Source organism: Amycolatopsis marina, assembly GCF_900111885.1.
Taxonomy (GTDB): Bacteria; Actinomycetota; Actinomycetes; order Mycobacteriales; family Pseudonocardiaceae; genus Amycolatopsis; species Amycolatopsis marina.
The window spans coordinates 97,951-119,068 of the sequence record NZ_FOKG01000003.1 but is presented as its reverse complement, the minus strand read 5'-3'; the positions used below and the strand labels follow the sequence as shown (position 1 = coordinate 119,068).

The 21,118-nt window shown below is 69.3% G+C and carries 20 protein-coding genes; 17 read left to right on the top strand and 3 right to left on the bottom strand.

Annotated features, from left to right (window positions below; translation table 11 throughout):
• Positions 1 to 7: 7 nt before the first annotated feature.
• Positions 8 to 787: a LamB/YcsF family protein gene (locus tag BM199_RS06755; protein ID WP_091671588.1), complete on the bottom strand. Its 780-nt coding sequence runs from the start codon at positions 785 to 787 to the stop codon at positions 8 to 10.
• A gap of 77 nt (positions 788 to 864) precedes the next feature.
• Here BM199_RS06755 and BM199_RS06750 point away from each other — a divergent pair, with 77 nt between their 5' ends.
• Complete coding sequence (locus BM199_RS06750; RefSeq protein WP_177242500.1) at positions 865 to 2,367, top strand: M1 family metallopeptidase; 1,503 nt, start codon at positions 865 to 867, stop codon at positions 2,365 to 2,367.
• A 64-nt stretch (positions 2,368 to 2,431) separates the two neighbouring features.
• Positions 2,432 to 2,902 (top strand): DUF3592 domain-containing protein, encoded by a 471-nt coding sequence (locus BM199_RS06745; RefSeq protein ID WP_091671586.1) that lies wholly within the window; start codon positions 2,432 to 2,434, stop codon positions 2,900 to 2,902.
• A 75-nt stretch (positions 2,903 to 2,977) separates the two neighbouring features.
• Here the strand turns inward: BM199_RS06745 and BM199_RS06740 are convergent, their stop codons facing one another.
• Entirely contained in the window at positions 2,978 to 3,817 is an 840-nt protein-coding gene (locus tag BM199_RS06740) for an inositol monophosphatase family protein (RefSeq protein WP_091671221.1), read from the bottom strand.
• Between the two features lie 179 nt (positions 3,818 to 3,996).
• Here BM199_RS06740 and BM199_RS06735 point away from each other — a divergent pair, with 179 nt between their 5' ends.
• From BM199_RS06735 to BM199_RS06725, 3 genes are all read left to right on the top strand, one after another.
• Entirely contained in the window at positions 3,997 to 5,115 is a 1,119-nt protein-coding gene (locus BM199_RS06735) for a glycosyltransferase family 4 protein (protein ID WP_177242499.1), read from the top strand.
• A gap of 15 nt (positions 5,116 to 5,130) precedes the next feature.
• Positions 5,131 to 6,252 carry a glycosyltransferase gene (locus BM199_RS06730; RefSeq protein WP_091671220.1) on the top strand — a complete coding sequence of 374 codons (1,122 nt, stop codon included), beginning with the start codon at positions 5,131 to 5,133 and terminating at the stop codon, positions 6,250 to 6,252.
• A gap of 63 nt (positions 6,253 to 6,315) precedes the next feature.
• Complete coding sequence (locus BM199_RS06725) at positions 6,316 to 7,011, top strand: demethylmenaquinone methyltransferase (protein WP_091671218.1); 696 nt, start codon at positions 6,316 to 6,318, stop codon at positions 7,009 to 7,011.
• A gap of 17 nt (positions 7,012 to 7,028) precedes the next feature.
• On the opposite strand, the gene BM199_RS06720 is transcribed toward BM199_RS06725, so the two are convergent.
• Complete coding sequence (locus tag BM199_RS06720; protein ID WP_091671217.1) at positions 7,029 to 8,162, bottom strand: hypothetical protein; 1,134 nt, start codon at positions 8,160 to 8,162, stop codon at positions 7,029 to 7,031.
• 137 nt (positions 8,163 to 8,299) lie between these two features.
• Here BM199_RS06720 and BM199_RS06715 point away from each other — a divergent pair, with 137 nt between their 5' ends.
• The 12 genes from BM199_RS06715 to nuoK all read left to right on the top strand — a co-directional run bounded on the left by BM199_RS06715 (position 8,300) and on the right by nuoK (position 21,106).
• Positions 8,300 to 9,592 (top strand): geranylgeranyl reductase family protein, encoded by a 1,293-nt coding sequence (locus tag BM199_RS06715; protein ID WP_091671215.1) that lies wholly within the window; start codon positions 8,300 to 8,302, stop codon positions 9,590 to 9,592.
• A 418-nt stretch (positions 9,593 to 10,010) separates the two neighbouring features.
• Positions 10,011 to 10,418 carry an NADH-quinone oxidoreductase subunit A gene (locus BM199_RS06710; protein ID WP_091671583.1) on the top strand — a complete coding sequence of 136 codons (408 nt, stop codon included), beginning with the start codon at positions 10,011 to 10,013 and terminating at the stop codon, positions 10,416 to 10,418.
• A 43-nt stretch (positions 10,419 to 10,461) separates the two neighbouring features.
• Positions 10,462 to 11,010 (top strand): NuoB/complex I 20 kDa subunit family protein, encoded by a 549-nt coding sequence (locus BM199_RS06705; RefSeq protein ID WP_091671214.1) that lies wholly within the window; start codon positions 10,462 to 10,464, stop codon positions 11,008 to 11,010.
• 6 nt (positions 11,011 to 11,016) lie between these two features.
• Positions 11,017 to 11,775 (top strand): NADH-quinone oxidoreductase subunit C, encoded by a 759-nt coding sequence (locus BM199_RS06700; protein WP_091671212.1) that lies wholly within the window; start codon positions 11,017 to 11,019, stop codon positions 11,773 to 11,775.
• 46 nt (positions 11,776 to 11,821) lie between these two features.
• The gene (locus BM199_RS06695; protein WP_091671210.1) at positions 11,822 to 13,204 is read left to right on the top strand and encodes an NADH-quinone oxidoreductase subunit D; all 1,383 of its coding nucleotides are present in this window, start codon (positions 11,822 to 11,824) and stop codon (positions 13,202 to 13,204) included.
• Positions 13,201 to 14,061, top strand: a complete 861-nt coding sequence (nuoE, locus tag BM199_RS06690) for an NADH-quinone oxidoreductase subunit NuoE (protein ID WP_091671208.1) — start codon at positions 13,201 to 13,203, stop codon at positions 14,059 to 14,061. The genes BM199_RS06695 and nuoE overlap by 4 nt, the downstream gene beginning before the upstream one ends.
• The gene (gene nuoF, locus BM199_RS06685) at positions 14,058 to 15,362 is read left to right on the top strand and encodes an NADH-quinone oxidoreductase subunit NuoF (RefSeq protein ID WP_091671206.1); all 1,305 of its coding nucleotides are present in this window, start codon (positions 14,058 to 14,060) and stop codon (positions 15,360 to 15,362) included. Before nuoE ends, nuoF begins: the two co-directional genes overlap by 4 nt.
• Positions 15,359 to 17,842 carry an NADH-quinone oxidoreductase subunit G gene (locus tag BM199_RS06680; RefSeq protein WP_091671205.1) on the top strand — a complete coding sequence of 828 codons (2,484 nt, stop codon included), beginning with the start codon at positions 15,359 to 15,361 and terminating at the stop codon, positions 17,840 to 17,842. Before nuoF ends, BM199_RS06680 begins: the two co-directional genes overlap by 4 nt.
• Positions 17,839 to 19,179, top strand: a complete 1,341-nt coding sequence (nuoH, locus tag BM199_RS06675; RefSeq protein ID WP_091671203.1) for an NADH-quinone oxidoreductase subunit NuoH — start codon at positions 17,839 to 17,841, stop codon at positions 19,177 to 19,179. Before BM199_RS06680 ends, nuoH begins: the two co-directional genes overlap by 4 nt.
• 81 nt (positions 19,180 to 19,260) lie before the next feature.
• A complete protein-coding gene (gene nuoI, locus BM199_RS06670) occupies positions 19,261 to 19,920 on the top strand; it encodes an NADH-quinone oxidoreductase subunit NuoI (protein ID WP_281245673.1) in 660 nt (219 codons plus the stop codon).
• Positions 19,917 to 20,810: an NADH-quinone oxidoreductase subunit J gene (locus tag BM199_RS06665; protein WP_091671199.1), complete on the top strand. Its 894-nt coding sequence runs from the start codon at positions 19,917 to 19,919 to the stop codon at positions 20,808 to 20,810. The genes nuoI and BM199_RS06665 overlap by 4 nt, the downstream gene beginning before the upstream one ends.
• On the top strand, positions 20,807 to 21,106 hold the full coding sequence (gene nuoK / locus BM199_RS06660; RefSeq protein WP_091671197.1) for an NADH-quinone oxidoreductase subunit NuoK: 300 nt from the start codon (positions 20,807 to 20,809) through the stop codon (positions 21,104 to 21,106). Before BM199_RS06665 ends, nuoK begins: the two co-directional genes overlap by 4 nt.
• Positions 21,107 to 21,118: the final 12 nt, after the last annotated feature.

Genomic DNA, 21,118 nt, shown 5'->3' with positions numbered 1-21,118 from the left:
CGATGAATTACCGGGGAGACCACTCGTCCCCGGCGAACGCACGGAGCTGCACGCCCGCGTCGAGCAGGGCGGTGCGGACCTCCCGGGCGATCTCGACCGCGCCGGGAGTGTCACCGTGCACGCAGATCGAGCGCGCGGAGACCGCGACGTCGGTGTCGTCGATGCTGCGCACCGTGCCCTCGACCGCCAGTCGGACGCACCGGGCCGCGATGGTGGCGGCATCGTGCAGCACGGCTTCGGGCTCGCGCCGCGACACCAGCCTGCCCGCCGCGGTGTAGGCCCGGTCGGCGAAGGCCTCCGGCACACCTCGAGACCCCGCGGCGGCGAGCAGCCGCGAGCCCGGCAGGCCGAGGATCGGCAGGTCCGGTGAGAAGCGGGTGACCCCCTCGACCACCGCCTCGGCCTGCGTCTCGTCGGTCACGGCGGTGTTGTAGAGCGCCCCGTGCGGCTTGACGTAGGCCACCCTGGTGCCCGCCGCTCTGGCGAACCCGTCCAGCGCACCGATCTGGTAGGTCACCTCGTCGGCGAGTTCCTGCGGGACGACGTCGATGTACCTGCGGCCGAAGCCGGCGAGGTCGCGATAGGAGACCTGCGCTCCCACCGCGACGCCCGCGGCCGCGGCGCGGTCACAGGTGGCGCGCATGATCGACGGATCACCCGCGTGGAAGCCGCAGGCGACGTTGGCGCTGGTGACCACGCCGAGCAGGGCCTCGTCATCGCCGAGGGTCCACACCCCGAATCCCTCGCCGAGGTCACAGTTCAGGTCGATGACCGCTGTAGGAGCCAAGAACCATCCTTCGGCCGTGTTCCGGCTGTCGAAGCGCCGGATACGTTCGTCGGGCTTGTACCACTGGGAGGCTATACATGCGCGCACGAACTCGCGCCGGCGTCGGCCTCATGGCCACCGGGCTCGCGACGGTCATGCTCTCCACGACGGCTGCCGCGACTCCCGGCCACGGTGCGCCGGGAGTCGGGGATCCGTACTACCCGGGAGCGGGCAACGGGGGTTACGACGTCGCCCACTACGACATCCGGCTGACCTACCAGCCCGAGACCGATCTGCTCAGCGGCACCACGACGATCCTCGCGACCACGACGCAGCAGCTGTCCCGGTTCAACCTGGACTTCGGCCTCGACGTCGACTCGGTGCGCGTCAACAACGCACCCGCCCGCTTCCGCGCGGATGGCAAGGACCCGAGCGAACTGATCGTCACCCCGGCCAGGCCGTTGGCCGCGAACCAGTTCGTCGCCGTGACCGTGCGCTACTCGGGCACGCCGTCGGAGGTGGAGATCGACGGCTACACGGCGTGGAAGCGCACCAACGACGGCGCTCTCGCGGTGGACGAACCGCAGAGCGCCGAGTGGTGGTACCCGTCCAACGACCATCCGACCGACAAGGCGACGTTCGACGTCTCCGTCGAGGTGCCAGACGACTCCGCCGCGATCTCCAACGGCACTCTGGTGCGCAAGAGCAAGCAGCGGGCGGGCTGGACGAGGTGGAACTGGCGCAGCACCCAGCCGCAGGCCACCTATCTGACCTTCCTCGCGGTCGGCGCCTTCGAGGTGTCGCAGTCCACCACGCCGAGCGGGTTGCCGATGCTCAACGCGTACGACCCCGCGCTCGGCGCGGACCTGTACGCCGCGAAGGCGAGCATCGAGCGCACTCCCGAGGTGGTCGAGGCGCTGGAGCACTACTTCGGGCCCTACCCGTTCGAGGCGCAGGGCGGTGTCGCCTCCACCGGCATCGGATTCGCGCTGGAGAACCAGACCCGTTCGGTCTACAGCGACAAGTTCTTCCGTGGCGGGTCCAACACCTCGGTCGTGGCCCACGAGAACGGCCACCAGTGGTTTGGCGACTCGGTGTCGCTCGGCCGGTGGAGCGACATCTGGCTGAACGAGGGCTTCGCGACCTACGCCGAGTTCCTCTGGTCGGAGGACCAGGGCGAGGGCACGGCCGCCGAGCTCGCGCAGTACATGTACGACTCCGTCCCGGCCGACGACGACTTCTGGCAGGTGCCGCCGGGCGATCCCGGCGCGGAGAACCAGTTCGACGCCGCCGTCTACGACCGGGGCGCGATGACGGTGCACGCGCTGCGCACCGCCGTCGGCGACGACGCGTTCTTCACCATCCTGCGGACCTGGCTCGAGCAGAAGAAGGGCGGCGACGCGCGGATTCCGGAGTTCGTGGACCTCGCCGAGCGGATCTCCGGCCAACAGCTGGACGAGTTGTTCCAGACCTGGCTGTTCACCAGGGGAAAGCCGGAGGTCGGCCCGAACGGGGAGACCACGCGGGCGCTGGCCGCGGTCGCGCAGCCGAAGTCCTACGCGCAGATCAAGGCGAACCAGAAACACCTGCACGAACACTGACGATGCGGGACGGAGTCCGCCCGCCGGGCACGGGGGGTGGGTGGACTCCACTAAACTCGATCTCGTGACGGGCAGCGAGCGGACGTGGCGGATCGCCCTGCGGGCGGTGTTCGCGGTGGCGGCTCTGCTGACCGTGATGTGCGTCGCGCTGCTGCTCGCGGCCATTCGCAACGACAGGGCCATTTCCACCAACCTCGGTACCGCGTACGCCACCGTGGAGCAGGTCAGCTTCGACCGCGCGATCATCCGCTACGAAACTCCGGACGGGATCGCCCACAGTCCCGCCAACGGCGTTCTCTATCCCGAGGGCCTCACCGCGGGGGATCTGGTGTGGATCGAGTACGACGTCACCGATCCGGAGCTGGCCAGGGTCGCGGGCCGCGGCGCCACGCTGACCCTGCTGCCGCTCGGCACGACGATCCTGTTCACCTGGCTGGTGGCAGGCCCCGCGATCTGGTGGATCCGACGGAACGTGTCGGCTGCCGCCACCCCGGCCGCCAAAGCCGCGAAGACAGAGGCCGCACGCCCCGCCTAGGTCCGCACTTTCCCGGGAAAGTGCGGTACGTGCGTGCGCAACTACCGCACTTTCCCGGGAAAGTGCGGTGCCGGGTCAGGGTGAGGTGGTCGCGGTCTCCTGCCACCAGGACAGCACGTCCTCGGCCGCGCTCGGCGCGGCCACCAGCAGGCCGTCGGCGGGCAGCGCGGTGCCCTCGCCCCTGCGGTCGAGTACGACGGCGCCCGCCTCGATCGCCAGCGCGACCGAGCCCGCGACGTCCCACTCGTGGTAGCTGTGCAGCACGGCTGCGGCGGCGTGACCGAGCGCGACCTGTGCGATCGACAGTGCCGCGGAGCCGAGCACGCGCACACCGGCGCGAGCCGTCGCCGCGCGTTCGATGAACTCGCCCATCCCCGGCCACGGGCCGGTGCGGGACAGTTCGGTGCAGACGATGGAGCCCGCACCGCCGGGCCGGTCGGTGAGCAGCACCGGCGTGCCGTTCGCGCGGGCTCCCCGGCCGCGGGCGGCGGCGTAGATCTGCCCCCGGAACGGGTCGGCGACCACCCCGACCACCGGGCCGGACGCGTCGATCAGGGCGAGGCTGTAGGCACACCACGGCACCCCTGCGACGTAGTTGGCAGTGCCGTCCACCGGGTCGACCACCCAGCGGTACTCGGCGACATCGGCGCCGACGTCCGCGCCGAACTCCTGGCCGACGACCGGGATGCCCGGGAACTCGGCGGTCAGCACGCGACGCGTGTGCCGCTCCAGCGTCCGGTCGGTGTCGGTGACCCAGTCGAAAGGAGAGTCCCGCGGGTTCGGACGAGCGCCGCGACCCGCGGTCGCGGTGATGACGTCGGTGGCGTCATTGGCCAGCCGTCCGGCGACCTCGAGCGCGCGTGACAGCAGGCCGGGTTCAACGGGCTGCCAGGGGCGGGAGGACAGGAGAGTCACCCCCTCAAGCGTGGACATCCTTCGTTTACGGAACGCGACCACGAGGTGACAGCCGTCTCGACATCTGACGACAGGTTCCCCTCACCCGTCCGGGCGATGGGGGAGATTTCGTTCAGCGTTGTCCTCATGGACACGCTCGTGTCGATGCGCACGCAGCGTCCCGGTGGGACAGTGCTCGTGTGCGAGTCGCGATTGTCACCGAGAGCTTCCTGCCGCAGGTGAACGGCGTGACCAACTCCGTACTGCGGGTCATCGAGCACCTGCGCGACCGGGCACACGATGTGCTCGTCATCGCGCCCGGCGCAGGCCCTGAGGAGTATCTGGACGTACCCGTGGTGCGGGTGCCCGCCGTCGACCTGCCGATGGTCAACTCGATGCCGGTCGGTGTCCCGACCAGAACGGTGCTCACCGCGATCGCCGGGTTCGCTCCCGACGTGGTGCACCTCGCGTCGCCGTTCGTCGTCGGCGCGCGCGGGCTGGCCGCCGCTCGACGACTCGGGGTGCCCTCGGTCGCGGTGTACCAGACCGATGTCGCGGGGTTCGCCTCCGCGTACGGACTCGGCCTCGGGGCCCGCGCGGCGTGGCGCTGGGTGCGGCGCCTGCACTGCAGAGCAGATCGAACGCTGGCACCCTCCACCCATTCGGTCCGCCAGCTGCGCCTGCACGGGGTGCCGCGGGTGCACCGCTGGGGCCGCGGTGTGGACGTCGAGCGATTCGCGCCCGCGCACGCGGACCCTGACCTGCGCGCGCGACTGGCACCGAACGGTGAGCTGCTGGTCGGCTTCGTCGGCAGGCTCGCGCCGGAGAAGGAGGTCGACCGGCTGGTCGCGCTGGCCGGGATGGACGGTGTGCGCGTCGTGGTGGTCGGCGACGGCCCTGATCTCACGACGCTGTCAGAGCGCATTCCCGACGCCGCGTTTCTCGGGGCCCGCTACGGCGACGAGCTGTCCGCCGCCTACGCCAGCCTCGACGTGTTCGTCCACACCGGCCCGCACGAAACCTTCTGCCAGGCGGTGCAGGAGGCGATGGCATCCGGCCTGCCGGTACTCGCTCCCGCCGCGGGCGGGCCGCGCGACCTGGTGATGCACGGCCGCACCGGCTACCTCCTCCCGCCGCGGCGCGAGGAGTTCGCGGCGGAGTTGCGCTGCAGGGTCGGGGAACTGCGCGACGGCGTGCTGCGCGCCGAGTTCGGTGCGCGCGCCAGGTCGGCGGTGCTCGGCCGGACCTGGCCCGCGGTGTGCGAGGAGCTGGTCGGCCACTACGAGGCAGTGCTGGGCCGTGCGGCCAGAGCCGCCTGAGCGTCGGGTAGCGGCATGCACATCGTCCAGCTGGCCAACTTCTACGGCCCCCGTTCCGGCGGCCTGCGCACGGCGCTGCACCACCTGGGCGCGGGGTACGTCGCGCGGGGACACCGGGTGACCCTGGTGGTTCCCGGACGCCGGTACGCCGACGAACTGTTGCCCGGCGGCGTACGGCGGTGCTCGCTTCCCGCGCCGCGGATACCCGGGACGGGCGGCTACCGCGCGGTGGACCCGCGCCGGGTCCGCGCCGTCCTGCGCGAGCTGCGCCCGGACCGGCTGGAGGTGTCCGACCGGCTGACGCTGCGCGGCATGGGGGAGTGGGCGCGCAGGGCAGGCGTGCCCAGCGTGGTGATCTCGCACGAGCGGCTCGACCGGCTGCTCGAGCAGTTCCTGCTGCCCGCACCGCTGGCCCGCCGTGTCGCCGACACCGCGAACAGGCGGATGGCGGACAGCTACGACACCGTGGTGTGCACCACGGCCTTCGCCCGCGCCGAGTTCGACCGCATCCACGCACCGAACGTGCGCCGTGTGCCGCTCGGGGTGGACCTGACCGTGTTCGACCCCGCGCGGCGGCACGACGGCTGGCGGCACACGCTGGCGGGCGGAGCCGATGCGCTGCTGGTGCACTGCGGCCGCCTTTCCCCGGAGAAGCACGTCGAGCGCAGTGTCGACACCGTGGCGGCGCTGACCGAGGCCGGTGCGCGGGTGCGGCTCGTGGTCGCGGGAGACGGCCCACGGCGCAGGGCGCTGGAACGCAGGGCCCGCGGCCTCCCGGTGACTTTCCTCGGCTTCCTCGGTGACCGCATGGACGTGGCCCGGCTACTGGCCAGCTCCGATGTCTCACTCGCTCCCGGACCGCACGAGACGTTCGGCCTCGCCGCGCTGGAGGCACTGGCCTCGGGGACTCCGGTCGTGGTGTCGGCGTCCTCGGCGTTGCGGGAGATCGTCGGTCCGACGGGAGGGGCCGCCGGAACCGCGGTGCCGGATGCCGCACCCGCCTTCGCGACGGCCGTGACCGGTTTGCTGGAGAGCCCGGAGAGCATCCGCCGGGCAGCGGCGCGGGCGCGGGCGGAGCAGTTCTCCTGGGGCGATTCGGTGGCGGAGATGCTGGGTGTGCTCGGCGCCGAGCACTGATCGGAAATCCGGTGTACGGGCAACCGGGCGCGTGCCCGGATGGCTCCGGCTAGGGTGACGGCTATGTCCCGAGCCAGCCTGGACAAGGATCCACGCGAAGTCGCCGCCATGTTCGACGACGTCGCCTCCGGTTACGACCGGGCGAATTCCTTCATGACCTTCGGCTTCGACCGCAGGTGGCGGATCACCACAGCCAAGGTGCTGGATGCGCGCGAGGGAGAGAAGGTGCTCGATCTCGCCGCGGGCACCGGAGTGTCCACAGAGGAGTACGCCCAGAACGGCGCGTGGTGCCTTGCCGCGGACTTCTCCCTCGGCATGCTGCGCGCCGGGCGGCACCGCGATGTGCCGATGGTGGCCGCTGACGCGCTGCACCTGCCGTTCGCCGACGCCAGTTTCGACGCGGCGACGGTCTCGCTGGGAATCCGCAACTTCGTCGACACCAAGGCGGCGCTCGCCGAGATCGCGCGTGTGGTCCGACCTGGCGGCAGGCTGGTGATCTGCGAGGTCTCGACGCCGACGTTCGCGCCCATCCGGTTCATCTACCGCAAGTTCATCCTGCGGGCGCTGACCTGGGTCGGGAAGCGCACCTCGAGCAACCCGGACGCCTACAGCTACCTGGCCGAGTCGATGCTGACCTGGCCGGACCAGCGCGCGTTCGGGGAGATGATCGCCGCGTCCGGCTGGACGAAGGTGGAGTGGCTGAACCTGACCTTCGGTGCTGTCGCGATCCACCGCGCGGTCAGGAAAGGCGAAGGCTGACTTCCGTCCAGCGCGGCTCACGACGGACCCGCCGGCTGTCCGGAGCCGGCGTTGGCACTGTCGGCGGGGTCGGGTGAACCGACCAGGGCACCGAGGATCAGCGGGGCGTCGCGCCGCCGGGTGATGATGTGCACGGTTCGGTCACCGTCCCGACATTCGAGGACGACGCCGTTGTATTTGTAGGCCAGCGACCAGTGGTCGGGGTCGTCGGGCCGGAAGGCGCGGACGCGCTGCACGGTCAGCGTCTCCGGCAGCGTTTTTCGGACAGCGACGCGCCCCTTGCGGTCGGGCGTCGCGGCCGGACGCCCTTCGCCCACGATCAGCCGGTCGAAGAAGTCCTGGCTGTACGGCACGTCGCCGAGCACGGTCGCAGGCACGAACTTCGTCCCGGTGGGGAGAACCGGAGTGATATCGCTCGCATTCTCGTTTCTTTTCGCCCGCCACCTTGCCCGCCACCGTAGCCATCCGGTGACCAGAGCGCCGACGGCTGCGCCCACGGGTACGGCAACCGCTGTGGCCAGGAGCACCTCCGGGATGTCGCTGTCCTCGCGGCTCGCGAGAAGGGCGATGGGCCCCGGAAATACGGTCGCCACCGCGAGACAGCCGACGCTCCACGGGTAGGGCTGCTGCGGGGAGGGGGAGTGGTAGCGGCTCCACACGGCGATAACCAGCAGCGGGAGTCCCAGGAACAGGGACTGGAGACCGAAGCCGAGGGGAGCCCGCCATCCTCGGATCGGTGAGTCCCGGGTCTGCTGGACCGCGCTGCCGAACGTCACGGCGGCGATCTCCCCCCGCCAGTACGTCAGCACTACCTCGTCACCGGCACTCACGGAGCTGTAGACCGGCGCGTACTCGACCGACCGAAGGCGTTGCACCACGTTCGTGTCCTGCTCGACGATGTCGAGCGCGTACGTCCTCAGGCGCCCACCCAGCGACCGCTTGCCCACCACGGTCGCCGGAACCAGCGTGGTGCACGTGTCCGACGACGTGCTCTCCGGGCAGGGGGGCGCAGCGAGGTACCTGCGCTTTTCCGCCAGTTCGCCCGGAACCGTGGCGAGCAGCCCGGCGGCGATCAGTACGAAGAGCAGGCCGAGGCCGACGGCCAGTCGCTGCCGCCAGGTGCCCGATCTGCCACTTGTCCCGTCCGTCATTCCGTCCGCCCTTCCCGTAGCCCCCATGGGCGCGACGCGTTGTCCACCTTCGTACTCCGCCGAAGCCCGCGCCGCACCAGTCCCGCCTGGGACCGCCACCCCCAGGAGGCGCGTATCACGCGGTTAGTCTGGGGGCCATGAACACTTCCAGGCAGGATGCCGAGGTCATCGTCGTCGGAGCCGGTCCTGCCGGTTCCACTGTCGCCACCTACCTCGCCCGTTCCGGCGTGGACGTCCTGCTGCTGGAGAAGACCGCCTTCCCGCGCGAGAAGGTGTGTGGCGACGGCCTCACCCCGCGCGGTGTGAAGCAACTGATCGACCTGGGGATCGACACCAGGCAGGAGGCGGGCTGGGTGCACAGCAGGGGGCTGCGCATCCTGACCGGCGACCTGACGCTGGAGCTGGACTGGCCGGAACTCACCAGCTATCCGCCCTATGGTGTCTCCCGCACCCGCCACGACTTCGACGACCTGCTGGCCAAGACCGCGGTGAAGGCAGGCGCACGGTTGCAGGAGCGCACCACCGTGACCGGCGCCGTCACCGACGAACGTACGGGGCGCGTGATCGGCGTGCAGGCGAAGGTCGGCGGCGAGGACGGAGTCAAGCGTCCCGCCGATTTCCGTGCTCCACTCGTGCTCGCCTGCGACGGCGTGTCCGCGCGACTGGCGCTGTCGGTGGGGATCGACAAGCACGAGAAGCGGCCGATGGGCGTGGCCGTGCGCCGCTACTACACGAGCCCCCGGCACGACGACCCGTTCATCGAGGGGCACCTCGAGCTGTGGGACCGCAGCGACCCGCGCAGGCCCCGGTTGCTGCCCGGGTACGGCTGGGCCTTCCCGCTCGGCGACGGCACGGTGAACGTCGGGCTAGGCATGCTCTCGACCTCGAAGGCGTTCCGCAGCACGGACTACCGGGCACTGCTGCGCTCCTGGCTGGACTCCACGCCGGAGGAATGGGGCTACCGCGAGGAGAACGCCGTCGGCCGGATCGGCGGCGCGGGCCTGCCGATGGGCTTCAACCGCACCCCGCACTACCGCGACGGGCTGCTGCTGCTCGGTGATGCGGGCGGCATGGTCAGCCCGTTCAACGGCGAGGGCATCTCGGCGGCGATGGAGTCCGCCCAGCTGGCCGCGGAGTTCGTGGTGCAGGCGCTCGCCCGGCCCGAGGGCCCGTCCAGGGAGCGGGCGTTGCACGGCTACCCGCTGGCGCTCAAGGAAAAGATGGGCGGTTACTACCAGCTCGGTAACGTTTTCGCGAAGGCCATCGGCAAGCCGAAGGTCATGCGGGCCGCCACGAAGTACGGGCTGCGCATCAATCCGCTGATTCCGCTGGTCTACAAGGGCCTGTCCGGCTGCTACGACGCCTCCGGCGGCGACGCTGTCGACCGCCTCATCTCGATCGCGTCGCGGCTCGCACCCAGCCCTCGTTGACGCTGCTCACCCACAGCGGCCGCGTGGGTTAACTCACACGAACGCGGCGCCCCGATGGTGTCGTCCGCGATGTCCGGCCCTCTTCGTGCAGGTCTTCGGCCTGGCGTGTGCCGAAGGTCGTTGTCCGCCCGTCAAGTTAGGGCACCCTTATACCACGGGGCCCGGCGACAAGGGTGTGAGTCGCGTCCTACACTGCCCTCATGCTTTGTGAATCGCTTCACAACGCCGACGCAAGGCTTGTGAAGATTTTCACAAGCGGTCGGTCGTTGGGTCGCTGTCGATGGGGTGGTGTGCACGCGGAGTAAGGATGCCCTAACGCCCGGCGGTGTGATTTGAGTCCCTTAGGGTGCCGCCGAGGTCGTTGCACACATCACGTCCATGCAGCAGCGGCGCGGAAAGGAAGGCAAGACCCGTGCTGATGTCAGAAGCGACCGGGCAACTGGCGCAGGGGGCGGCCCCGAACCTCGACATGTACCTGCCGCTCGTCCTGCTCTTCGTCATGGCAGCCGGATTCGCGGTGTTCTCGGTGCTGCTCGGCCCGCTGGTCGGTCCGCAGCGCTACAACAGGGCGAAGTTCGAGGCCTACGAGTGCGGGATCGAGCCCTCGCCGCAGCCGGTCGTCGGCGGTGGCCGGATGCCGATCGCCTACTACGTGACAGCGATGCTGTTCATCCTGTTCGACATCGAGATGGTGTTCCTCTTCCCGTATGCCGTCTCCGCCGACGCCCTCGGGCTCTGGGGTGTGTTCGCGGTGGCCATCTTCATCGCGACGTTCTTCATCGCGGACATCTACGTGTGGCTGCGCGGCGGGCTGGATTGGAACTGATGATCGGCTCACACATCGCCGAGGCTGAGGACTAGGAGCGCTCATGGGACTCGAAGAGAAACTGCCCAACGGCATCCTGTTGGCCAGCCTGGAAGGCCTGGTCAACTGGGCCAGGAAGAACTCGCTCTGGCCTGCCACCTTCGGGCTGGCCTGCTGTGCGATCGAGATGATGACCACCGGCGGATCGCGCTACGACATCGCCAGGTTCGGCATGGAGCGGTTCAGCGCGACGCCGAGGCAGGCCGACCTGATGATCGTCGCGGGCCGGGTCACGCAGAAGATGGCCCCCGTCCTGCGCCAGATCTACGACCAGATGGCCGAGCCCAAGTGGGTCCTCGCGATGGGCGTCTGCGCTTCGTCCGGCGGCATGTTCAACAACTACGCGGTGGTGCAGGGCGTCGACCACATCGTTCCGGTGGACATGTACCTGCCCGGCTGCCCGCCGCGGCCGGAGATGCTGCTCGACGCGATCCTCAAGCTGCACGCCAAGATCCAGGACGAGCCCATGGGCCCCCGTCGTGCCGCGCTGCGCGCCGCAAGCGGCGAGCAGACCGAGATCGTCCCCTCGTCCATCAAGTTCGCGAAGAAGTGATCGGTCATGGCTGAGAAACCAGAAACGGGTGGCGAGCAGTCCAGCGCCGAGCGCAGCGAGACCGGGCTGCGCCCCGGCGGAGCGCGCCCGGCGCAGGCGGCCGAGCCGGTCGTCGCGGGCAGGCAGCGCAAGGGAATGTTCGGTGTCGCGGGAAGTGGGGACACCTCCGGCTACGGCGGGCTCCGCCTTCCCGCGTACACCCCGCCCGCGACCGAGCGGCCCTACGGCGGCTGGTTCGACGAGTTCGCCGACGAGTTCTACGCGGCACTGTCGGACAACGGCGTGCCTGCCGAGGCCATCCAGCAGGTGACCGTCGACCGCGGCGAGATCACCTTCTACGTCGACCGGGCCCACCTGCTCGCCGTCTGCCGCACACTGCGCGACGACCCGGGGCTCCGGTTCGAGTTGTGCAGTTCGGTGTCCGGAGTGGACTACGGCCCGGATGTGCCGCAGCGGCTGCACTCGGTGTACCACCTGACCTCGATGACGTTCCGTCGCCGGATCCGCCTTGAGGTCACCCTCGAGGTCGAGGACGCCCACATTCCCTCCGTCGTGGAGGTCTATCCGACCGCCGACTGGCAGGAGCGGGAGGCGTGGGACATGTTCGGGATCATCTACGACGGCCATCCCGCGCTGACCAGAATCCTCATGCCGGACGACTGGGACGGCCACCCCCAGCGCAAGGACTACCCGCTCGGCGGCATCCCGGTTGAGTACAAGGGCGCGGAGATCCCGCCGCCGGACGAGCGGAGGGCGTACTCGTGACGCGACGCGACCACTGGTGCAGCCCGGAACAAGGGGAGTCGTACTCGTGACTACCAGCGAAAACATCGCCGAGAAGAGCACCGGCACCGACACCACGGCCGAGGGCTCGGACAGCACCGGCGCGGCGGACTACGCCGAGTCAAGGGAAACCACCGAGGGCCGCATCTACACGGTCAGCGGCGGTGACTGGGACGACGTGATCGGCGACGCCGAGCACGACGAGCGCATGATCATCAACATGGGCCCGCAGCACCCTTCGACCCACGGCGTGCTCCGGCTCGTGCTGGAGATGGAGGGCGAGACCGTCACCCAGCTCCGGTCGGTCATCGGCTACCTGCACACCGGCATCGAGAAGAACGTCGAGTACCGCAACTGGACCCAGGGCGTCACCTTCGTGACGCGGATGGACTACCTGGCGCCGCTGTCCAACGAGATGGCGTACTGCCTCGCGGTGGAGAAGCTGCTCGGCATCGAGGTGCCCCGCAGGGCCGCGCTGCTGCGGGTGCTGCTGCTGGAGATCAACCGGATCGCCTCACACATGGTCTACATCGCCACCGGCGGTATGGAGCTCGGCGCGACCACCGCGATGACCCTCGGTTTCCGCGAGCGGGAGGAGGCGCTGCACCTGCTGGAGCACCTCACCGGCCTGCGGATGAACCACGCGTTCATCCGTCCCGGCGGCCTCGCCCAGGACATGCCGAACGACTTCCACGAGGTCGTCACCGCGTTCTGCAAGGTGATGGACGAGCGGCTTCCGTTGTACGACAAGCTCTTCACCGGCCAGCCGATCTGGCGCAACCGGCTCAAGGACGTCGGCTACCTACCGGTGGACGCCTGCCTCTCGCTCGGCGTGACCGGGCCGGTGCTGCGGTCCGCCGGTCTGCCGTGGGACCTGCGCAAGGTCGAGCCGTACTCCTGCTACGAGGAGTTCGAGTTCGACGTGCCCACCTCCACCGACGCCGACTGCTGGGCCCGGTACCTGATCCGGGTCGAGGAGATGCACCAGTCGCTGCGGATCATCCGGCAGGTGCTGCAGAAGCTGGAGCCGGGGCCGGTGATGGTCGAGGACAAGAAGATCGCCTGGCCTGCCCAGCTCTCGATTTCCAGTGACGGGATGGGCAACTCGCTGGAGCACGTCCGCAAGATCATGGGTCAGTCGATGGAGTCGCTCATCCACCACTTCAAGCTCGTCACCGAAGGCTTCAAGGTTCCGCCGGGGCAGGTGTACGTGCCGGTCGAGTCCCCGCGCGGGGAGCTCGGCTACCACGTGGTCTCCGACGGCGGCACCCGGCCGATGCGGGTGCACGTCCGGGAGCCGAGTTTCGTGAATCTGCAGTCGATGCCGGCCATGTCGGAAGGCGGCCTCGTCGCTGACGTGATCGCCGCGGTTGCCTCGATCGACCCAGTGATGGGAGGTGTGGACCGATGACGGAGACGACACCGCTGCCCGAACCCGGCCCGAACCAGAGCGCGGAAACCTACTCCTCCGCGGCGGGCGACACCGATGTCGTCGCCATCGCGCCGGACGGGGCCGAGGGGATCCTCGAGGACAACCCGCCCGCGGACCCCTTCGGCCCGGACGTGGTCGCCAAGGCGCAGGACCTGATCAGCCGCTACCCGCAGCCGCGGTCTGCGCTGCTGCCGATGCTGCACCTGGTGCAGTCGGTGCAGGGCTACGTCAGCCAGGAGGGAATCTCCTTCTGCGGCAGGCAACTCGACCTGTCTGACGCAGAGGTCAGCGCGGTCGCCACGTTCTACACGATGTACAAGCGCCGCCCCTGCGGCGAGCACCTCGTGAGCGTCTGCACCAACACCCTCTGCGCGGCGATGGGTGGTGACGCGATCTACCGGAAGCTGCAGGAGCACCTCGGTACGGAGGGCGCGCCGCTGGGCCACGAGGAGACCTCCGGCACGCCCGGGGAGTCGGGGTCGATCACGCTCGAGCACGCGGAGTGTCTCGCCGCGTGTGACCTCGCGCCCGTGCTGCAGGTCAACTACGAGTACTACGACAACCAAACCACGGACAGCGCTGTCGAGCTGGTGGACGCGCTGCGCAAGGGCGAGCGTCCCGCGCCCACCCGTGGTGCACCGCTGTCCGACTTCAAGGGTGCCGAGCTGCAGCTGGCCGGGTTCTTTCCGGAGGACGAGCAGACCTACCGCGCCGATGTGAACGGTCCCTCCGCCGCGGTGGAAACGCTGCGCGGAGCCAGGCTGGCCGAGGAACGCGGCTGGACCGCTCCCGTGATGCCGGACAACGCGGCCCTGCCGGAGGTGGAGAAGAAGTGAGCGTCGATCCCGTTACCCCGGTTCTCACCAAGCGCTGGTTGTCCCCGAACTCCTGGCGCCTGGAGACCTACGAGCAGCTCGAGGGCTACACCGCCATCCGGAAGGCGCTGCGCGGCACGCCGGAACAGCTGGTGCAGCTGATCAAGGACGCCGGGCTGCGTGGTCGTGGTGGTGCGGGCTTCCCGGCCGGTGTGAAGTGGAGCTTCATGCCGCCCAACGAGGACAAGCCGCATTATCTGGTCATCAACGCGGACGAGGGCGAGCCGGGGACCTGCAAGGACATCCCGCTGATGATGGCGGATCCGCACTCGCTCATCGAGGGCTGCATCATCGCCGCCTACGCGATGCGCTCGCACCACTGCTTCATCTACGTGCGCGGCGAGGCACTGCACTGCATCCGCAGGCTCAACGCGGCGGTGCGCGAGGCCTACGGCGCCGGATACCTCGGCAAGGACATCCTCGGCAGCGGCTTCGACCTCGACATCACCGTGCACGCCGGTGCCGGCGCCTACATCTGTGGCGAGGAGACGGCGCTGCTGGACTCCCTCGAGGGCCGCAGGGGGCAGCCCCGGCTGAAGCCGCCGTTCCCCGCGGCCGCCGGGCTCTACGCCGCGCCGACCACGGTGAACAACGTCGAGACCATCGCCAGCGCGCCCTACATCGTCAACGGCGGCTCCGGCTGGTTCCGGGAGATGGGCAGCGAGAAGTCGCCCGGCCCGAAGATCTACTCGATCTCCGGGCACGTGGAGAAGCCAGGGCAGTACGAGTGTCCATTGGGGACAACCCTGCGGGAGCTGCTCGAACTCGCCGGTGGGATGAAGGACGGGATCCCGCTCAAGTTCTGGACTCCCGGCGGTTCCTCCACCCCGATGTTCACCGCGGAACACCTGGACACCCCGCTGGACTTCGAGGGCGCGGCCGAGGCCGGCTCGATGCTCGGCACGACCGCGGTCATGGTGTTCAACGAGACCGTGTCGGTGCCGTGGGCCGTGATGAAGTGGACGCAGTTCTACGAGCACGAGTCCTGCGGCAAGTGCACTCCCTGCCGTGAGGGCACCTACTGGCTGGCGCAGGTGCTGGAGCGCATGGTCGAGGGCAAGGGCACGGAGGAGGACATCGACACCCTGCTCGACGTCTGCGACAACATCCTCGGCCGCTCGTTCTGCGCACTCGGCGACGGTGCGGTCAGCCCGATCACCAGCGGCATCAAGTACTTCAGGGACGAATTCCTCGCGCTGTGCGAGAAGCAGCACCCGAGCAAGGCAGAACAGACACCCGCGCTGGCTGGAGCGTCCTCATGACGATCGCACCGGACAAGCCCGAGACCGCGGAAACCCCGGTCCCCGAGGGGCACGTCAAGCTCATCATCGACGGTGAGGAGGTCATCGCGCCGAAGGGCGAGCTGCTCATCCGCACCGCCGAACGGCTGGGCACGGTGATCCCGCGCTTCTGTGACCACCCGCTGCTGGACCCGGCAGGCGCGTGCAGGCAGTGCCTGGTCGAGGTCGAGATGAACGGGCGGCCGATGCCGAAGCCGCAGGCCTCGTGCACGATGACCGTCGCCGACGGCATGGTCGTCAAGACCCAGCTCACCTCGCCGGTCGCCGACAAGGCCCAGCAGGGCGTGATGGAGCTGCTGCTCATCAACCACCCGCTGGACTGCCCGGTCTGCGACAAGGGTGGCGAGTGTCCACTGCAGAACCAGGCGATGGCGCACGGTCGCGCGGACTCCCGCTTCCGCGACACCAAGCGCACCTTCCCCAAGCCGCTGCCGATCTCCACCCAGGTGCTGCTCGACCGGGAACGCTGCGTGCTCTGCCAGCGCTGCACCCGGTTCTCCGCGCAGATCGCGGGCGACCCGTTCATCGAGTTGCTGGAGCGTGGCGCGCACCAGCAGATCGGGACGGCGGAGACGGCCGACGTGCTGGACATGGCGTCCCGCACCACCAGCGGCCAGCCGTTCCAGAGCTACTTCTCCGGCAACACCATCCAGATCTGCCCGGTCGGCGCGCTGACCAGCGCGCAGTACCGGTTCCGCTCCCGGCCGTTCGACCTGGTGTCCTCGCCGAGCGTGTGCGAGCACTGTTCCTCCGGTTGCGCCGAGCGCACCGACTTCCGCCGCGGCAAGGTGATGCGCAAGCTCGCCGGGGACGACCCCGAGGTCAACGAGGAGTGGATCTGCGACAAGGGGCGGTTCGCCTTCCGGTACGCGGGCGCTCCCGACCGGTTGCGCCGTCCGATGGTGCGTAACCAGCAGACCGGGCAGCTGGAGGAGTCCTCCTGGACCCAGGCGCTGCGCGTCGCGGCCGACGGACTGGCCAAGGCAAGGGACGCCAAGGGAGTCGGGGTTCTGCCCGGCGGCAGGCTGACCGTCGAGGACGCCTACGCCTACACCAAGTTCGCCCGCATCGCGCTGGGCACCAATGACATCGACTTCCGCGCACGAGCACACTCCGCCGAGGAACTGGACTTCCTGGCCTCGCGCGTCGTGGGCACCACGCCGGAGCATGTGAGCTTCGCGAGCCTGGAGTCGGCGCCGGTGGTGTTGTGCGTGGCGTTCGAGCCGGAGGACGAGGCGCCGATCGTGTTCCTGCGGCTGCGCAAGGCCGCAAGGGACCAGGGCACCAAGGTCGTCCACCTGGGACAGTGGACGACCTCCTCGGTGCGCAAGACCTTCGGCGAACTGCTGGCCTGTGAGCCCGGAGCCGAGACCGCGGCGGTGGACGGCATCGCCCGCCACGCCGCCGACCTGGACGAGCAGTTGCAGCGCGCGGGCGCGGTGGTGCTCGTCGGCGAGCGGGCAGCGGAGGTGCCGGGGCTCTTCTCCGCGCTGCACCGACTGTCCGAACGCACCGGCGCGCGGCTGGCGTGGATCCCGCGCAGGGCGGGGGACCGGGGCGCAGTCGAGGTCGGTGCGCTGCCGACCCTGCTGCCCGGTGGCCGCACCGTCGAGGATGCCGACGCACGCGCCGAGGTGGAACGGTTGTGGGGCCTCGAATCCGGTGCGCTCCCGGCTCGGCCGGGCAGGGACACCAGCGGAATGCTCAATGCGGTCGCCGGCGGCGACCTGTCCGGCCTGCTGGTCGGCGGTGTCGACCCCGGTGACCTACCGGACCCCGCGCTCGCCGAGCAGGCGCTCGCGGCGGCCGAGTTCGTCGTCAGCCTGGAGCTGCGCGGGAGCCCGGTGACCGAGCACGCCGACGTCGTGCTGCCGGTGGCGCCCGCGGTCGAGAAGGCCGGAAGCTACCTCAACTGGGAGGGCAGGAGCCGGAAGTTCGACGTGACCCTGCGCGACACGGGCGCGCTGCCCGACTGCCGGGTGCTGGACACCCTGGCCGTCGAGATGGACGCCGACATCTTCACTCAGACCCCGGCCGCCTCCGCCGCCGACCTCGCCAAGGTCACCGCCACGGTGGCGGTCGTGCCGCCCGCGGCTCCGGACGTTCCTGGCCTGACCCCCACCACCGTGGGCAAGGGCGAGGCGCTGCTGGCGACCTGGCGGCAACTGCTGGACAACGGCTCGCTGCAGGACGAGGAGCCACACCTGGCGGGCACTGCCCGGCCCGCCGTGGCACGGCTGTCCGCCGCGGCCGCGAAGTCGGTCGGGCCGCGGGTGACCGTCTCCACCGACCGGGGTTCGATCACGCTGCCGGTGGAGGTCGCCGACCTGCCCGACGGCGTGGTGTGGCTGCCGGGCAACTCCGATGGCTCGAGAGTCCGCGCGTCGCTGGGCGCCGGACATGGCGCCGTGGTGACCATCACGGCCGGAGGTGAGGAATGACCACCCTGCTGGCGCAGGCGCCGGAGCAGCTGAGCCGGGCCGAACTGCTGGCCGACGATCCACTGTGGCTGATCCTGCTCAAGGCCGTGGTGATCCTGTTGATCGGCCCGATCATGACGATCGGGCTGATCGTGTGGGAGCGCAAGGCCGTCGGCCGGATGCAGAACCGCCCCGGCCCGAACCGGGTGGGCCCGAACGGCTACCTGCAGTCCCTCGCCGACGCGCTGAAGCTGCCGTTCAAGGAACAGATCATCCCGGACAGCGCCGACCGGAAGGTGTACTTCCTGGCCCCGGTGATCTCGGCGGTGCCCGCGCTGATCGGCCTCTCCCCGATCCCGTTCGGACCGGAGGTGACGATCTTCGGCGAGCGCACCGTGCTGCAGTTGATCGAGCTGCCGGTGAGCGTGCTTGTCGTGCTGGCGACCTCGGCGATCGGTGTGTACGGCATCGTGCTGGCCGGCTGGTCGTCCGGTTCCCCTTATCCGCTGCTCGGTGGACTGCGCTCCGCGGCGCAGGTGATCTCCTACGAGATCGCGATGGGACTTTCGATCCTCGGTGTCGCGCTGTACTCGCAGTCGCTGTCCACCGGCGAGATCGTCGACGCGCAGCAGGGCGGCTGGTACTTCTACCTGCTGCTGCCGAGTTTCGTGATCTTCCTGATCTCCATGGTCGGTGAGACCAACCGCGCTCCGTTCGACCTGCCGGAGGCGGAGTCCGAACTGGTCGGTGGCTTCCACACCGAGTACAGCTCGATGAAGTTCGCCATGTTCTTCCTCGCCGAGTACGTCAACATGGTCATCGTCTCGGCGTTCTGCACCACGCTGTTCCTCGGTGGCTGGATGGCCCCGTGGCCGCTGTCCACGATCGGCGACGGCGTGCTCAACACCGGCTTCTGGCCGCTGTTGTGGTTCTTCGGCAAGGTGTTCCTGCTGCTGTTCGGGTTCATCTGGCTGCGTGGCACGCTGCCGCGTTTCCGGTACGACCAGTTCATGAAGCTGGGCTGGAAGGTCCTGGTGCCGGTCGGGCTCGTGTGGTTCATGCTGATCGCCGCGATCCGCGCGATCCGCAACGACGCTGAGGTGACCACCGGCCAGATCCTGGTCGTCGGTGGCGTCACGATCGTCATCCTGGTGCTGCTGACGCTGCTGCTGCCGGAGAAGGAGATCAAGGACGAAGATGCCGTGCCGATCACCGGCGGTGGCTATCCCGTCCCGCCACTGGACCTGAAGGTCCCGGACACCACGCCGCGCCAGAAGGCGCTCAAGGCCAAGGCCAGGGCGAGCAAGCAGGAACCAGCCGCGGTCGGTTCCGGTAAGGACAGCGGCGATGACGACTGATTCCCGCCTGGCTGCCGACAGAGAGGTGGTTGCCGGTGCCTGACGTGTGCGCTCTGCTCACCTATACCCGAACGAGCGTGCTTGCCCGGAGGGCCTGGAAAGGCGGAGGCGGGCCAGAGGTCCGTCTACGGCTTTCCAGTCGCGCTCGAACGTCGGACAGAGAGGAGGCTCGCGATGGGAATGTTTGACCCCGTCAAGGGCTTCGGCGTCACCTTCGCGAACATGTTCAAGAAGGTGGCCACCGAGGAGTATCCGGAGATCGGTGCGCCCGCCGCGCCGCGCTACCACGGCAGGCACCAGCTCAACCGGCATCCGGACGGGCTGGAGAAGTGCGTTGGCTGTGAGCTCTGCGCGTGGGCCTGTCCGGCCGACGCGATCTTCGTCGAGGGCGGTGACAACACCGAGGAGGCCCGTTACTCCCCGGGTGAGCGCTACGGTGCCGACTACCAGATCAACTATCTGCGCTGTATCGGTTGCGGACTGTGCGTGGAGGCCTGCCCGACCAGGTCCCTCACGATGATCAACTTCTATGAGCTGGCGGACGACGACCGGCAGAAGCTGATCTACACCAAGGAAGACCTGCTCGCCCCGTTGTTGTCCGGGATGGAGCAGCCGCCGCACCCGATGCGGCTCGGTGACAACGAGCAGGACTACTACGTCAACGGCCCCGAGCTGGCCGTCGACCGGGGCGTCCCCGAGGGCGAGACGGTCGAGACCTCCGACGAGAAGGCCATGCAATGATCGCGCTTTCTTCGGCCCTGGTGCTCGCCCAGGGTTCCGCCGAGAACACGGTGACGACCGGTGAGGCGATCGCGTTCTGGGTGCTCGCCCCGATCGCGCTCGCCGGGGCGCTCGGCATGATCTTCGCGCGCAACGCGGTGCACTCGGTGCTCTGGCTGGCGCTGACGATGCTGACCCTCGGCGCGCTGTACATGGTGCAGCAGGCGCCATTCCTCGGGTTCACGCAGATCATCGTCTACACCGGCGCCGTGATGATGTTGTTCCTCTTCGTGCTGATGCTGGTCGGCAGGGACAGCTCGGACTCCGTCGTCGAGGTCCTGCGTGGACAGCGGTTGGTCGCCGCGCTGCTCGGCATCGGGATGGCCGGACTGTTCGCGGCCGCGCTGACCCGCTCGATGGCCGAGGTGACCGCGGCGCCGCTGCTGGACCCGGCCAACCCGGACGGTGGTGGCGCGAGCGGGCTCGGCAGGTTGATCTTCACCGACTACCTGTTCCCGTTCGAACTCACCTCGGCCCTGCTGATCACCGCAGCCATGGGTGCGATGGTGCTGGCCTACACCGACCGGCACGGCAAGGGTGGCAAGCGGTCCCAGCGGGAACTGGTGGAAGCCCGGTTCCGTGGTGAGTACGAGCGGCCTTCGCCGCTGCCAGGACCTGGCGTGTTCGCCACCTCGACCTCGGTGGCGACTCCCGCGTTGCTCCCGGACGGGTCCATCGCGCCGGAGTCACTCTCCGCCCTGATCGAGTCCACTCCCACGGCGCAGTACGACGTCGAGCAGCGTCGACTCGCGGCTGCGGCCGCGGAAGCCGAAGCCGGGCCGGACGCGCATTCGCTCGTCGCCGCCGAAGACGACTCCGCCGTCACTCAAGCCGAGGAGGGGCAGAAGTGACCCCGACGTACTACCTGCTGCTGTCGGCGCTGCTGTTCGCCATCGGTGCGGTCGGCGTGCTGGTGCGGCGCAACGCGATCGTCGTTTTCATGTGTATCGAGCTCATGCTCAACGCCGTGAATCTCTCGCTGGTCACCTTCGCGCGGATCAACGGTTCGATCCACGGTCAGGTGATGGCGTTCTTCGTGATGGTCGTCGCCGCCGCCGAGGTCGTCGTCGGACTGGCGATCATCATGTCGATCTTCCGCACTCGCCGGTCCGCTTCGATCGACGACACCAACCTGCTGAAGTACTGAGGGAGCCGAGTA

Coding starts and splice junctions, on each gene's coding strand:
- BM199_RS06700 (WP_091671212.1), top strand. CDS start 11,017: ATGGCTGAGAAACCAGAAACGGGTGGCGAGCAGTCCAGCGCCGAGCGC.
- nuoE (WP_091671208.1), top strand. CDS start 13,201: ATGACGGAGACGACACCGCTGCCCGAACCCGGCCCGAACCAGAGCGCG.
- nuoH (WP_091671203.1), top strand. CDS start 17,839: ATGACCACCCTGCTGGCGCAGGCGCCGGAGCAGCTGAGCCGGGCCGAA.
- BM199_RS06720 (WP_091671217.1), bottom strand. CDS start 8,162: ATGACGGACGGGACAAGTGGCAGATCGGGCACCTGGCGGCAGCGACTG.
- BM199_RS06730 (WP_091671220.1), top strand. CDS start 5,131: ATGCACATCGTCCAGCTGGCCAACTTCTACGGCCCCCGTTCCGGCGGC.
- BM199_RS06680 (WP_091671205.1), top strand. CDS start 15,359: ATGACGATCGCACCGGACAAGCCCGAGACCGCGGAAACCCCGGTCCCC.
- BM199_RS06715 (WP_091671215.1), top strand. CDS start 8,300: ATGAACACTTCCAGGCAGGATGCCGAGGTCATCGTCGTCGGAGCCGGT.
- BM199_RS06750 (WP_177242500.1), top strand. CDS start 865: ATGCGCGCACGAACTCGCGCCGGCGTCGGCCTCATGGCCACCGGGCTC.
- BM199_RS06665 (WP_091671199.1), top strand. CDS start 19,917: ATGATCGCGCTTTCTTCGGCCCTGGTGCTCGCCCAGGGTTCCGCCGAG.
- BM199_RS06725 (WP_091671218.1), top strand. CDS start 6,316: ATGTCCCGAGCCAGCCTGGACAAGGATCCACGCGAAGTCGCCGCCATG.
- BM199_RS06710 (WP_091671583.1), top strand. CDS start 10,011: ATGTCAGAAGCGACCGGGCAACTGGCGCAGGGGGCGGCCCCGAACCTC.
- BM199_RS06705 (WP_091671214.1), top strand. CDS start 10,462: ATGGGACTCGAAGAGAAACTGCCCAACGGCATCCTGTTGGCCAGCCTG.